This is a genomic window from Roseomonas aerilata DSM 19363, assembly GCF_000711725.1.
In the GTDB taxonomy this organism is placed as follows: Bacteria; Pseudomonadota; Alphaproteobacteria; order Acetobacterales; family Acetobacteraceae; genus Roseomonas; species Roseomonas aerilata.
Genome location: NZ_JONP01000004.1, coordinates 109,957 through 122,848, shown reverse-complemented (window position 1 = coordinate 122,848; position 12,892 = coordinate 109,957). Strand labels below are relative to the sequence as shown.

The window sequence follows — 12,892 nt, the reverse complement described above, 5'->3', positions numbered from 1 at the left end:
GCCTCTAGGCGCGCCCGGCCGGGGCGCGCGGGATGATGCTGATTTGGCCGCTCACCTCCAGCAGGGCGAAGCGGATCTCCTCCGGCTCCGTGATGCCCTGCAGGCGGGCCGCCTCCAAGATCTCGTCCATGGCGACGCGGCTGTTCGCCATCTGCCGTTCGTCGGGCTTGCCGTTGCGGATGAGCACGGTCGGGACACCCTCGAAGTGGCGCGCGGCGCCGGGCCAGACAGCCTTGGCCTTTGCATAGGCCATGGTGAGCGTCAGCAGGGTGATGATCACCACGAAGCCGCTGGTAAGGCTCGCATCGTCCCCGAGCAGCGACTGCTGAATCATGTCGCCCGTGATCAGCAGGACCACAAGGTCCACCGCGCTCATCTCGCCCAGGGTCCGTCGGCCGGAGAGGCGGAGCAGGATGGTCAGGCCGAGCCAGGCGATGGCGGTGCGGAAGATGATGTCGATCATGGCCAGACGAGCGCCCGAATGCTCACGGGATCGCCGCCGGGGACATAGAGCGAGCCCTCGATCCGCAGCGCGGCGTGGCGGGGATGGACCCGCAGGCGGATGAGCGGCGCCCCCGGCGGGGTGGCGGACAGCGCCACGACATGGCAGGTGCCGCCAGCGTTCAGCTCCTCCCGCAGGGCGGCGGGCTCGATGAGGGTGACCTGCCAAGCCTGCCCGAAGGCGTGGTCGAGGCAGAAGCGGGCCTCGCCGCCCTGTCCGCCTCGAAGCCGGATATCGAGGGTCGAGCCGGCGTCGGAGCGCTGAAAGCGGTCGTAGGCGACCCTGATGCTGCCATCGGCGGCGCGTGCCTCGGCCTCCGCCAGAGGGCCGTCGCCGAAGGCCCCGCCGGCAGCGAGCAGCAGCACGGCCACCATGGTCCGCCAGGCGATGCGCGACGCCGTCCATACCCGCCGCTGCAGGCCGGCACGCGCGTCGATGCGCGCGATCGTTGGCGGGATCTGCATGAGGGGCCGAACGCGGGCGCGGCATGACCGGCGGAGCGGGATGACGGGATTGTCATACCTGTCCGTGAATGATGGTTATCCGGCCTTCGGGTTTTGACGCCCGGACGAAGTTGCCTAAGTCCCGGCCGTCGCGGGCGCGGCGTCCCGGGCTGCCCCGGGGGCGGCACGGCCGCCGTGCAAATCCTGTTTCGGAAGGAAGCCTATCGGATGGCGAAGGTCCTGGTCCTCTACTACTCCAGCTACGGCCACATCGAGGCGCTGGCGGAAGCGGTCGCGGAGGGCGCCCGCTCCGTGCCCGGCACGACCGTCGATATCCGTCGGGTGCCGGAGTTGGTGCCCGAGGAGGTGGCGCGGAAGTCCCATTACAAGGTGGACCAGGCGGCGCCCGTCGCGACGGTCGCGGAACTGCCGGGCTATGACGCGATCATCATTGGCACGCCGACCCGCTACGGGAACATGGCCGCGCAGATGAAGAACTTTCTCGACCAGACGGGCGGGCTCTGGGCCACCGGCGCGCTGGTGGGGAAGGTGGGTTCCTCCTTCACCTCCACCGCCAGCCCCCATGGCGGCCAGGAGAGCACGATCCTCGCCACGAACAACGTGCTCTATCACTTCGGCATGGTGATCGTGGGCCTGCCCTACAGCTACGCGCCGCTGACCGACATCACGAAGGTGCAGGGCGGCACCCCCTATGGCGCCAGCACCATCGCGGGCGGTGACGGCAGCGCGAAGCCGACGGAGGACGATCTCGGCGGCGCCCGCTTCCAGGGAGCGCATGTCGCGCGGATCGCGGCCAAGCTGGCGGCCTGATCCTGAGGGGGCGGCCGGGAAGGGCAGGTGGCGGCATCGTTACGGCCGCACACTTGCTTGCCATCCCGGCTGGCCCTATCCGCTCCGGGTCCCGGAAACGCGGGGCAAGGCCGGGAGACAGCACAGATGAGCGCCATTTCCGACATCGTTGCCCGCGAGGTGCTCGACAGCCGGGGCAACCCCACCGTGGAAGTGGAGGTGATGCTGGACAGCGGGGCCATGGGCCGCGCCATCGTCCCCTCCGGCGCCTCGACCGGCGCGCATGAGGCGGTGGAGCTGCGCGACGGCGACAAGTCCCGCTACGGCGGCAAGGGCGTGCGCAAGGCCTGCGCCAATGTCGAGGGCGAGATCTTCGACGCCCTTTCCGGCCTCGACGTCACCGACCAGGTGAAGATCGACCAGGCGATGATCGAGCTGGACGGAACCCCCAATAAGGGTCGGCTCGGCGCGAACGCCATGCTCGCGGTCTCCCTCGCCTCGGCCAAGGCGGCGGCGGAGCACTACGGGCTACCGCTCTACCGCTATGTCGGCGGCACCTTCGCCCGCACCCTGCCGGTGCCGATGATGAACATCATCAACGGCGGCCAGCACGCGGACAACCCGATCGACATCCAGGAATTCATGATCATGCCGGTGGCGGCCGGCACGATCGCGGACGCCGTGCGAATCGGCTCCGAGGTCTTCCAGGCGCTGAAAAAGAAGCTGCACGACGCCGGCCACGCGACGAATGTGGGCGACGAGGGCGGCTTCGCGCCGAACCTCAAGAGCGCCGAGGAGGCGCTCGACTTCATCGCCTCCGCCTGCGAGGCGGCCGGGCACCGGGTGGGCGAGGACATCATGTTCGCCCTCGACTGCGCCTCCACCGAGTTCTTCAAGAACGGCACCTACGACATGGAAGGCGAGGGAGTGAAGCTCGATGCCGGGGGGATGGTGGACTACCTGGCCAACCTTTGCGGCCGCTACCCGATCGTCTCCATCGAGGATGGCTGCGCCGAGGACGACTGGGAGGGCTGGAAGCTGCTGACCGAGCGACTCGGCGGTTCCGTCAACCTCGTGGGCGACGATCTCTTCGTCACCAACCCGGAGCGGCTGCGCCAGGGGATCGAGCGTGGGGTCGGCAACGCCATCCTGGTGAAGGTGAACCAGATCGGCACGCTGACCGAGACGCTGGAGGCCGTCGAGATGGCGCACCGTGCCGCCTACAAGGCGGTGATGTCCCACCGCTCCGGCGAGACGGAGGACGCGACGATCGCCGACCTGGCGGTGGCCACGAATTGCGGGCAGATCAAGACCGGCTCGCTGTCGCGCTCGGACCGGCTGGCGAAGTACAACCAGCTCATTCGCATCGAGCAGGATCTTGGCCCGGCCGCCCGCTACGCCGGCCGTACGGTACTGCCGCGGGGGCGCTAGCCCTCCGTCGCGGGGGCGCTAGCCCTCCGCCGCGGGCGTGGACCGCGCTTTCGGCGCCACGCCCGTATGTTTTTGCCTGAGTTTTCACTGCTTTGCCGTGAAACGCCTTGCACGGCAGCCCCAGTGCCAGTCTACTCACGGTCAGGGGATCACTTCCGATCAGCCTAAGCTCTTCGGGGGAGGGGCAGTTGGCTTTCTTCAGCGGTGTGAAGCGCCGGGCGCAAGCCCTGGTGCTTCCAGGGATTTTCTTCGCGCTGTGCGGCTACTTTGCCCACCACGCGATGAACGGCACGCGCGGCCTGATCGCGCGAGATGCCCGCAACGCCGAGATCGCGCAGGCCCGCCTCGTGCTGGCCGATGCGGAGGCGGAGCGTGACGCCATGGAGAGGAAGGTGGCCGGCCTGCGCGCCGAGCACCTCGATCGCGACATGCTGGAGGAGCGCGCCCGCGCCCTGCTGAACGTCGTCGCGCGGGACGAGATCGTCGTTCCCTACGCGCCGAACCGACGCCTTTTCTGATCCTGGTGAGCACAGGCGGCGGGCCCCGCGCTTAGGGTCCTGCCCGGCCGGAAGGGCGTTTATGCCTTCCTAAACCTCGCAAATGCGTCATGACCCCTGCATGAATCGTCATGACGCGGTGCAACATCAATGGCTTAGCCGAGTCCTATAACTTGCTGATCGGCATTGTCCACCGTATCTGCCCCTAGGAGGCCGCGTCTCGGGCGGCTTGAACCAGGAGCAGCCCATGGCTAACGGGACGGAAAGCGCGACAAAGCGCGGCGGCGCGAACGGGAAGGAGGCGGTTCCCTCCACAGCCCCCTCCGCAGGGCACAACCAGGACCTGTTGTCCCGCGCCTACCGCGACATGCTGCTTATCCGCCGCTTCGAGGAGAGGGCGGGCCAGCTCTACGGCATGGGTCTGATCGGCGGCTTCTGCCACCTCTACATCGGCCAGGAGGCCGTGGTGGTCGGCATGCAGATGACCCTGCAGGAGGGCGATCAGGTCATCACCTCCTACCGCGACCACGGGCACATGCTGGCGACCGGCATGGAAGCCCGCGGCGTGATGGCCGAGCTGACCGGGCGCATCGGCGGCTATTCCAAGGGCAAGGGCGGGAGCATGCACATGTTCTCCCGCGAGAAGGGCTTCTACGGCGGCCACGGGATCGTCGGCGCCCAGGTGGCGCTCGGCACCGGCTTGGCCTTCGCCAACTGGTATCGCGAGAACGGCCAGGTGAGCCTCGCCTATTTCGGCGAGGGCGCCTCCAACCAGGGCCAGGTCTATGAGAGCTTCAACCTCGCCGCCCTGCTGAAGCTGCCCTGCGTCTTCGTCATCGAGAACAACCGCTACGGCATGGGCACGAGCGTGGAGCGCGCCTCCGCCTCGAAGGACCTGTCGAAGAACGGCGCGCCCTGGGGCATCCCGGGCGAGCAGGTGGACGGCATGGACGTGATGGCGGTGAAGGCCGCCGGCGAGCGCGCCGTTGCCCACTGCCGCGAGGGCAAGGGCCCCTACCTGCTGGAGATGCTCACCTACCGCTACCGCGGCCACTCCATGTCCGACCCCGCGAAGTACCGCACGCGCGAGGAGGTGCAGAAGATGCGCGAGCAGAGCGACTGCATCGAGCATGTGCGCAAGCTGCTGCTGGAGTCCGGCCGGGGCGAGGCCGAGTTGAAGGCGGTGGATGACGAGGTGAAGGCGATCGTGGCGGACGCCGCCGAATTCGCCCAGTCCAGCCCCGAGCCGGACGAATCCGAGCTCTGGACCGATGTTCTGGTGGAGACCCGCTGAGATGGGCGCGACGATCCTGATGCCCGCGCTTTCCCCCACCATGACGGAGGGAAAGCTCAGCCGCTGGCTGAAGAAGGAAGGGGACGAGGTGAAGTCCGGCGACGTTCTCGCCGAGATCGAGACCGACAAGGCCACCATGGAGGTGGAGGCGGTCGATGAGGGGCGCATCACGAAGCTCCTCGTGCCCGAGGGCACCGAGGGCGTGCAGGTGAACGCCGCCATCGCCGAGCTCGACGGTGGCGACGGCAGCGCGGCCCCGGCAGGCGATGCGGGCACCCCCGCGACGCAGCAGGGCAGCAAGGCGGCGTCCGTCAATCTGCCGGAATCCAACGCCACGCAGCACGGCGGCGAGGCGGCGAAGGTGGCGAAGACTGCCGAGGACTACGGCGAGGTCTCCGCCCGCGGCGCGGCGCGCGACGAGGGGGTGGCCGCCCAGGCGAAGTCCACCGACGCCGCGCCCGAGAAGGACTGGGGCGAGACGAAGCCCATCACCGTGCGCGAGGCGCTGCGCGACGCCATGTCGCTCGAGATGCGCGCGGACGGGGACGTGTTCCTGATGGGCGAGGAGGTCGCCCAGTACCAGGGCGCCTACAAGATCTCGCAGGGGATGTTGGACGAGTTCGGGCCGAAGCGCGTGCTCGACATGCCGATCACCGAGCACGGCTTCACGGGCATGGCGGTCGGCGCGGCGCTGACCGGGCTGAAGCCGATCGTCGAGTTCATGACCTTCAACTTCGCCATGCAGGCGATCGACCACATCATCAACTCGGCGGCGAAGACCCTCTACATGTCGGGCGGCCAGCTCGGCTGCCCGATCGTGTTCCGCGGCGCCAATGGCGCGGCGGCGCGCGTGGCCGCCCAGCACAGCCAGGACTACACATCCTGGTACGCGCATGTGCCGGGCCTGAAGGTGATCGCGCCCTGGTCCTCGGCCGATGCGAAGGGCCTGCTGCGCGCGGCCATCCGCGACCCGAACCCGATCATCTTCCTCGAGAACGAGATCCTTTACGGCCAGACCTTCGACTGCCCGGTGGCGGAGGACTTCATCCTCCCGATCGGCAAGGCGAAGGTGGAGCGCAAGGGCACGGACGTCACGATCGTTTCCTACTCGATCATGGTCGGCCTCGCGATGCAGGCGGCGGCCGAGCTGGAGAAGGCGGGGATTTCGGCGGAGGTGATCAACCTCCGCACCATCCGCCCGCTCGACATCGAGACGGTGCTTGCTTCGGTCCGCAAGACGAACCGGCTGGTGACGCTGGAGGAGGGCTGGGCCTTCGCCAATATTGGCGCCGAGGTCGCGATGCAGGTGGTCGAGGAAGCCTTCGACTACCTCGACGCGCCGCCGGTCCGCGTGGCCGGCCTCGACGTGCCGATGCCCTATGCCGCCAACCTTGAGAAGCTCGCGCTGCCGACGGTGGCGCAGGTGATCGAGGCGGCGCGCAAAGTCACCTACAAGTAAGAGGGGCGCGCGCACCATGGCGACCAACATCCTGATGCCCGCGCTTTCCCCGACGATGACGGAGGGGACGCTCGCCCGCTGGCTCAAGAAGGAGGGCGAGCAGGTCAAGTCGGGCGACGTGATCTGCGAGATCGAGACCGACAAGGCCACGATGGAATTCGAGGCCGTGGATGAGGGCATCCTCGGCAAGATCCTCGTGCCCGACGGCACCGAGGGCGTGCAGGTCAACCAGCCCATCGGCGTGATGGTGGAGGAGGGCGAGGCGGTTCCGTCCGGCGCGCCGGCCGCGGCGCCCGCCAAGGCCACGGAATCCGCGCCCTCGCCCTCTGGCAGCCCGGCGCTGGAGGCCGTGCAGGCCTCGGGCGGCAAGGTTGCGGGCGCGGCGGAGCAGCCGGTGGTGCCGGATGCGCCGAAGCCGCAGGGACCGGCACCGGTGCCCGCGCCGGTGGCGAACGGGCAGGCCGGGCGCATCTTCGCCTCGCCGCTCGCGCGCCGCATGGCAGGGCAGGCGGGGCTCGATCTCGGCTCGATCAAGGGTTCCGGCCCAGGCGGGCGGATCGTGAAGGCGGATGTGGAGGCAGCCCAGGCTGCACCGAAGCCGGTCGCCGCGCCCGCGCCGCAGGCTGCCGCCGCCGCGCCCGCGCCGGCGCCTGCCGCGGCGCCGAAGCCGGCCGCGCCCGCGCCGGTCATCACCGCCCCGCACAAGGCGGTGCCGCACTCCTCGATGCGCAAGGTCATCGCCCGCCGCCTGACGGAGGCGAAGCAGACCATCCCGCACTTCTACGTCTCGATCGACGTGGAACTGGACGCGCTGATGAAGCTGCGCGCCGACCTCAACGCGCGTTCCCCGAAGGAGGGGCCGGGGGCCTACAAGCTCTCGGTGAACGACCTCGTCATCAAGGCGACGGCCGCGACGCTGCGCAAGCTGCCGCAGACGAACGCGACCTGGACCGACAACGCGATGGTGATCTACGACGACGTGGACATCAGCATCGCCGTGTCGATCCCCGACGGGCTGATCACGCCGATCATCCGCAAGGCCGACCAGAAGGGCCTGGCCACCATCTCCAACGAGATGAAGGACCTCGCCGCCCGCGCGAAGGCCGGGAAGCTGAAGCCCGAGGAGTTCCAGGGCGGCGGCTTCTCCATCTCGAACATGGGCATGTTCGGGGTGAAGGAGTTCTCGGCCATCATCAACCCGCCGCAGGCCGGCATCCTCGCGGTTTCCGCCGGCGAGAAGCGGCCGGTGGTGAAGGACGGGCAGCTGGCGGTCGCGACCGTCATGACGGTCACGCTCTCGGTCGACCATCGCGCCATCGATGGTGCGCTGGCGGCGGAATGGGTCGCGACCTTCAAGTCGATCGTCGAGGATCCGCTGAGCCTGATGCTCTGATGCATCCGGCGGCCGGCGCGGAGAGGTGACGATGCTCGCCCGCTGGGGGCAGGGGGGGAGGCCGGTGGTGCTGGCCTTCGCCCTCTGCTTCGCCGCGCTGCTCGTGGCGGGTCTGCGGGCGCCGCCGCGTGACCTCTCCTATGGCGACCAGTCCTTCTACGCGACCACCGCCTGGGACCTGCTGCGCTGGGGCACCTTCTCGGACGGCTTCTTCGACCGCGTGGACAGCGCGGTGGAGGCGCCACCGCCGGGCATGTTCCTCGGCCCGGCCTATCCGCTGCTGCTGGCGGGCGTGATGTCTGTCGAACCAAGCCTGCGAGAAGCGGCGGGCTGCATGGTGCGGCACACGCCCTCGGCCGATGTCGCGGCGCGCTGCCCGGCCTATCGCGGACTGGTGCGGCCGCTGCACATGGCGCTCGTCGCGGGGGCGCTGGCCTTCCTGCTGGCGGCGGCCCGGCGGGTGAGCGGGAGCCTCGCGGTCGCGGGGCTGGCCACCGGGATCGGGCTGGTTCTCTGCCTCGCCTATGCGCGCCTCTTCAGCCTCGCGATGACCGAGAGCCTGGCGCTCTTCCTCTTCTCCGGTGCGGCTTACACCTTCATGCGGGCGCTGCTGGACGGCAGGCGCGGGGTGGCGCTGCTGGGCGGGCTGTTCTTCGGCCTGCTGTTGCTGACGCGGCCGAGCCATGTCGTGCTGCTTCCGGTCGCGCTGCCGGCGCTGCTTTACGCGGCGATGCGGCCGGTCCCGTCCGGGCGGCGGATCGCCGCGACGGCGCTCTTCGCCCTCGGCGTCGCGGCCGTCACGCTGCCCTGGGCATTGCGGAACGAGGCGGTGCTCGGCCGTTTCGCGCTCACCGCCGGATACGGCCCGGCCGTACTGATAGAGCGCATGGCCTATAACGAGATGACGCCCAGGGAATTCGGCGCCTCCTTCCTCTACTGGCTGCCCGATTTCGGCGATGGATTGGCGGAGCGTCTCTTCGGCCACGAGACGGTGCGGCGGCTCGACTGGAACCTGCCGGACAGCCTCTACGATATCGGCCAGCACCGCCGCCACGCCGCGCTGGCGGCGCCCGGACGGATCGACGACCTCGTGCCGGGGCTGCTGCGGGATGAGGTGATCGGCCGTCCCGTCGCCTATGTGGCCTCCACTCTCTCGCTTGCCTGGAGGGGGCTTTGGGTCGGGCGGAACGTGGGGATCGTCGTGATCCTGTTGCTGCCGCTTGGGCTTGTCGCGGCGCACCGGGCGGGGCGGCTGCGGCTTTGGGCGCTCTATGCAGCGCCGGCCTGGATCATGCTGGTCGTTCATGCCGGGGCCTCGGTGAACCAGGAGCGCTACAACCTTGCGCTGATCCTCGGCCTCTCGGTTGCCGCTGCCTGGGCCATCCTCTCCCTCGCCGCCCGGCGCTGGCCGGCGCTGCGCGGCACGCTGGCCTGAGGGGGCGGGATGGAAGGCTTCCTCCTCCGCGACGCCGCGCCGGACGATCTGCCGGCGGTGCTGCGCCTCGTGCGCGCCCTCGCGGAGTACGAGCGGCTCTCCCACCGCGCCGTCGCGACGGAGGAGGATTTCCGCGCGCTTCTCTTCGGCCCCGCGCCGCTGCTGCACGCGGTGCTGGCGGAAGTGGGCGGGCGGGTGGTCGGCGGTGCGCTGTGGTACAACAACGTCAGCACCTTCACGGGCAAGCCGGGCATCCACCTCGAGGATATCTTTGTCGAGCCCCCGCACCGGGGCCTCGGCATCGGCCGCGCCTTCTTCCGACACCTCGCGCGGATCGCGGTGGAGCGGGGCTGGGCCCGGCTCGATTGGCAGGTGTTGGATTGGAACGAGCCCGCCATCAAGTTCTACGAGGGGCTGGGCGCCGAGGCGCTCGATGAATGGCGTGGGCGGCGGGTGAGCGGCGACGCTCTCGCGCGGCTGGCGAGTTAGTACTGGCGGGATAGGGAAGGAGCGTCGCGATGGCGGACGAATTCGATCTGGTTGTGGTGGGCGGCGGGCCTGGCGGCTACGTCGCGGCGATCCGCGCCTCTCAGCTGAAGATGAAGGTGGCGGTCGTCGAGCGCGAGAATCTCGGGGGCATCTGCCTCAACTGGGGCTGCATCCCGACCAAGGCGCTGCTGCGCGCGAGCGAGATCAACCACCTCCTGCACACGCTGGATGCCTATGGCTTCTCGGCGGACAACATCCGCTACGACTTCCAGAAGGTCGTGAAGCGCTCCCGTGCCGTGTCGGGGCAGCTCTCGTCGGGCGTGAAGGGGCTGATGAAGAAGAACAAGGTGACCGTCTATGACGGCACCGCGAAGCTCGCCGGCCCCGGCAAACTCTCCGTGACCAAGGACGGCAAGCCGGTTGCGGAACTGGCCGCGAAGAACATCATCCTCGCGACCGGCGCCCGCGCGCGCGTTCTGCCGGGGCTGGAGCCGGACGGGAAGCTCATCTGGTCCTACCGCGAGGCGCTCGTGCCGGACATGATGCCGAAGTCCCTCATCGTCGTCGGCTCGGGCGCCATCGGCAGCGAGTTCGCGAGCTTCTTCCTCAACATGGGCGCGCAGGTGACGCTCATCGAAGCGCTGGACCGCATCCTGCCGGTGGAGGACGCAGAGATCAGCGCCTTCGTCCACAAGGCCTTCACGAAGCAGAAGATGAACGTCCTGACCGGCGCCAAGGTCGGGAAGGTCACCAAGTCGGCCGATTCCGTGACCGTCAGTGTCGAGGTCGGCGGCAAGGTGCAGGAGATCACGGCGGACCGGCTGATCTCGGCCGTGGGAATCGTCGGCAATGTCGAGGATCTTGGCCTCGAGAACACCAAGGCGAAGGTCGAGCGCTCCCACATCGTCATCGACGAGCTCTGCCGCACCGGCGAGCCCGGCCTCTACGCCATCGGCGACGTGGCGGGCCCGCCCTGGCTGGCCCACAAGGCCTCGCACGAGGCGATCATCTGCGTGGAGGGAATCGCGGGGCTCCACCCGCACGCCATGGACGTCGGCAACATCCCGGGCTGCACCTATTGCCGCCCGCAGGTGGCCAGCGTCGGCATGACCGAGGCGCGGGCGAAGGAGGCCGGGCACGAGGTGCGGGTCGGGCGCTTCCCCTTCATCGGCAACGGCAAGGCCATCGCGCTCGGCGAGCCCGAGGGGCTGGTGAAGACGGTCTTCGATGCCAAGACCGGCGAGCTGCTGGGCGCCCACATGGTCGGGCCGGAGGTGACGGAGCTGATCCAGGGCTACGGCATCGCCCGCACCCTGGAATCGACCGAGGCGGAGCTGATGCACACCGTCTTCCCCCACCCGACCGTCAGCGAGGCCATGCACGAGGCCGTGCTTGATGCCTATGGGCGGGTGATCCACATCTAGCGGCCGGAACCCGCCTCCAACCCCATCGCCCCGCGCCCGGAACCCGGGGGCGGGGCCTAGGATGACACCCCATGGCCACCCGTATCCTGGTGGATCACCGCGCCGGTGGCGCCACCGCCGCCGAGGCCCCGGCCGTCCTGGCCGCTCCGGAGGCGCCCGCGATCGCGCGCATCGTGCCGAGCGCGGCCCCGGCCGCGTTGCGCCACCCCGAGAAGGCGAACCGGCCGGACAACCCGATCAAGCGCAAGCCGGACTGGATCCGGGTGAAGGCGCCGACCCACCCGGTTTATCACGAGACCCGCAACCTCATGCGGGAGAACAAGCTCGTCACCGTCTGCGAGGAGGCGGCCTGCCCGAATATCGGGGAGTGCTGGTCGCAGCGCCACGCAACCATGATGATCATGGGTGGGATCTGCACCCGCGCTTGCTCCTTCTGCAACATCACCACCGGCATGCCCCACGCGCTGGACGAGGACGAGCCGCGCCGGGTGGGGGATGCGGTGGCGGCCCTCGGGCTGCGCCACGTGGTCATCACCTCCGTGGACAGGGACGACCTGAAGGATGGCGGCGCGCTGCACTTCGCCCGCACGATCGCCGCCATCCGGGCGGCGGCGCCGGAGACCACGGTCGAGATCCTCACCCCCGACTTCCTCCGCAAGGACGGCGCGCTGGAGGTGGTGGTCGAGGCCCGGCCGGACGTGTTCAACCACAACCTTGAGACCGTTCCGCGCCTTTACCCGACCATCCGGCCCGGCGCGCGTTACTTCCATTCCCTCCGCCTGCTCGATGAGGTGAAGCGGCTGGATCCCGGCATCTTCACCAAGTCGGGCGTCATGGTGGGCCTGGGCGAATCCCGTTCCGAGGTGCTGCAGGTGATGGACGACATGCGCTCCGCCGAGATCGACTTCCTGACCATCGGGCAGTACCTGCAGCCGACCGTGAAGCACGCGGCGGTGGACCGCTTCGTGGAACCCTCGGAATTCGAGGATTACGCCCGCATGGCTCGTGCGAAGGGCTTCCTGCTGGTTTCGGCAACGCCGCTCACTCGTTCCTCCTACCATGCCGACCGCGACTTTGCGGATCTGCGCGCTGCGCGCGACGCTGCGCTCCGCGCCTCCCGCGACGCCGCTCTCGGCCGTTCCGTGAACGCGGCCTGATGCCCACCCACGCGGAGCGCAAGCGCCTCCCCTACTCCCCCGAGCAGATGTTCGACCTGGTAGCGGATGTGCGCCGCTACCCGGAGTTCCTGCCCTGGTGCGTCGGCGCCCGCGTGATCTCGCGGGAGGAGGGGGAGCTGATCGCGGACCTGACGATCGGCTTCAAGATGTTCCGCGAGACCTTCCGCAGCCGCGTGGGACTGGAGCGGCCGGGGCACGTGCACGTGGAATACCTCACCGGCCCCTTCCGCTACCTTAACAACCACTGGCACTTCGCACCGGTGGAGGGCGGCTGCGAGGTGCAGTTCTTCGTTGATTTCGAGTTCAAGTCGCGCCTGCTGCAGGCGGTGATCGGCACGGTCTTCAACGAGGCCGTGCGTCTGATGGTCCGCGCCTTCGAGCGGCGGGCGATGGCGCTCTACGGCCGCGAGAGGCCGAGCGCGGGGCTGACGGCGCGCCCCAACCCTGCCCCGAAAGCCAGCGAGGGCTAGCCGCCCCCTGGCCGGGGCGGCGCGCGGCTGGCAGAACCCCCGCGACACGTCGCGAGAGGTCCGTCCC

Annotated in this window: 13 protein-coding genes; 11 read left to right on the top strand and 2 right to left on the bottom strand. The window is 69.3% G+C overall.

The features are described 5' to 3' along the window. Positions 1–4 precede the first annotated feature (4 nt). Positions 5–463, bottom strand: coding sequence for a DUF421 domain-containing protein (locus BO39_RS33580; RefSeq protein ID WP_052401663.1), 459 nt, complete (start codon positions 461–463; stop codon positions 5–7). Beyond that, complete coding sequence (locus tag BO39_RS33575; RefSeq protein WP_052401661.1) at positions 460–966, bottom strand: hypothetical protein; 507 nt, start codon at positions 964–966, stop codon at positions 460–462. The genes BO39_RS33580 and BO39_RS33575 overlap by 4 nt, the downstream gene beginning before the upstream one ends. A 207-nt stretch (positions 967–1,173) precedes the next feature. Between BO39_RS33575 and wrbA the strand changes: the two genes are divergently transcribed. From wrbA to BO39_RS06265, 11 genes are all read left to right on the top strand, one after another. Continuing rightward, positions 1,174–1,776 (top strand): NAD(P)H:quinone oxidoreductase, encoded by a 603-nt coding sequence (gene wrbA / locus BO39_RS06315; RefSeq protein ID WP_043831162.1) that lies wholly within the window; start codon positions 1,174–1,176, stop codon positions 1,774–1,776. A gap of 126 nt (positions 1,777–1,902) precedes the next feature. Next, positions 1,903–3,186 (top strand): phosphopyruvate hydratase, encoded by a 1,284-nt coding sequence (gene eno / locus BO39_RS06310; RefSeq protein WP_043831160.1) that lies wholly within the window; start codon positions 1,903–1,905, stop codon positions 3,184–3,186. Between the two features lie 188 nt (positions 3,187–3,374). After that, positions 3,375–3,704 carry an FtsB family cell division protein gene (locus BO39_RS06305; protein WP_043831159.1) on the top strand — a complete coding sequence of 110 codons (330 nt, stop codon included), beginning with the start codon at positions 3,375–3,377 and terminating at the stop codon, positions 3,702–3,704. Positions 3,705–3,930: 226 nt separating this feature from the next. Continuing rightward, on the top strand, positions 3,931–4,977 hold the full coding sequence (pdhA, locus tag BO39_RS06300) for a pyruvate dehydrogenase (acetyl-transferring) E1 component subunit alpha (protein WP_043831158.1): 1,047 nt from the start codon (positions 3,931–3,933) through the stop codon (positions 4,975–4,977). Between the two features lies 1 nt (position 4,978). Then, entirely contained in the window at positions 4,979–6,436 is a 1,458-nt protein-coding gene (locus BO39_RS06295) for a pyruvate dehydrogenase complex E1 component subunit beta (RefSeq protein ID WP_043831156.1), read from the top strand. A 16-nt stretch (positions 6,437–6,452) separates the two neighbouring features. Beyond that, positions 6,453–7,829, top strand: coding sequence for a pyruvate dehydrogenase complex dihydrolipoamide acetyltransferase (locus tag BO39_RS06290; RefSeq protein WP_043831154.1), 1,377 nt, complete (start codon positions 6,453–6,455; stop codon positions 7,827–7,829). Between the two features lie 31 nt (positions 7,830–7,860). Then, entirely contained in the window at positions 7,861–9,264 is a 1,404-nt protein-coding gene (locus BO39_RS06285) for a hypothetical protein (RefSeq protein ID WP_043831153.1), read from the top strand. 9 nt (positions 9,265–9,273) lie between these two features. After that, positions 9,274–9,753 (top strand): GNAT family N-acetyltransferase, encoded by a 480-nt coding sequence (locus BO39_RS06280; RefSeq protein ID WP_043831151.1) that lies wholly within the window; start codon positions 9,274–9,276, stop codon positions 9,751–9,753. 29 nt (positions 9,754–9,782) lie between these two features. Next, complete coding sequence (gene lpdA / locus BO39_RS06275; RefSeq protein ID WP_043831149.1) at positions 9,783–11,177, top strand: dihydrolipoyl dehydrogenase; 1,395 nt, start codon at positions 9,783–9,785, stop codon at positions 11,175–11,177. Between the two features lie 71 nt (positions 11,178–11,248). Beyond that, entirely contained in the window at positions 11,249–12,334 is a 1,086-nt protein-coding gene (gene lipA / locus BO39_RS06270; RefSeq protein ID WP_084697896.1) for a lipoyl synthase, read from the top strand. After that, positions 12,334–12,825, top strand: coding sequence for a type II toxin-antitoxin system RatA family toxin (locus tag BO39_RS06265; protein WP_043831147.1), 492 nt, complete (start codon positions 12,334–12,336; stop codon positions 12,823–12,825). The genes lipA and BO39_RS06265 overlap by 1 nt, the downstream gene beginning before the upstream one ends. Positions 12,826–12,892 lie beyond the last annotated feature (67 nt).

Excerpts from the sequence above, each read along its gene's own strand:
- BO39_RS06290 (WP_043831154.1), top strand. The coding sequence starts at position 6,453 with ATGGCGACCAACATCCTGATGCCCGCGCTTTCCCCGACGATGACGGAG.
- lpdA (WP_043831149.1), top strand. The coding sequence starts at position 9,783 with ATGGCGGACGAATTCGATCTGGTTGTGGTGGGCGGCGGGCCTGGCGGC.
- BO39_RS06280 (WP_043831151.1), top strand. The coding sequence starts at position 9,274 with ATGGAAGGCTTCCTCCTCCGCGACGCCGCGCCGGACGATCTGCCGGCG.
- BO39_RS06265 (WP_043831147.1), top strand. The coding sequence starts at position 12,334 with ATGCCCACCCACGCGGAGCGCAAGCGCCTCCCCTACTCCCCCGAGCAG.
- lipA (WP_084697896.1), top strand. The coding sequence starts at position 11,249 with ATGGCCACCCGTATCCTGGTGGATCACCGCGCCGGTGGCGCCACCGCC.
- BO39_RS06285 (WP_043831153.1), top strand. The coding sequence starts at position 7,861 with ATGCTCGCCCGCTGGGGGCAGGGGGGGAGGCCGGTGGTGCTGGCCTTC.
- wrbA (WP_043831162.1), top strand. The coding sequence starts at position 1,174 with ATGGCGAAGGTCCTGGTCCTCTACTACTCCAGCTACGGCCACATCGAG.
- BO39_RS33575 (WP_052401661.1), bottom strand. The coding sequence starts at position 966 with ATGCAGATCCCGCCAACGATCGCGCGCATCGACGCGCGTGCCGGCCTG.
- eno (WP_043831160.1), top strand. The coding sequence starts at position 1,903 with ATGAGCGCCATTTCCGACATCGTTGCCCGCGAGGTGCTCGACAGCCGG.
- BO39_RS33580 (WP_052401663.1), bottom strand. The coding sequence starts at position 463 with ATGATCGACATCATCTTCCGCACCGCCATCGCCTGGCTCGGCCTGACC.
- pdhA (WP_043831158.1), top strand. The coding sequence starts at position 3,931 with ATGGCTAACGGGACGGAAAGCGCGACAAAGCGCGGCGGCGCGAACGGG.
- BO39_RS06295 (WP_043831156.1), top strand. The coding sequence starts at position 4,979 with ATGGGCGCGACGATCCTGATGCCCGCGCTTTCCCCCACCATGACGGAG.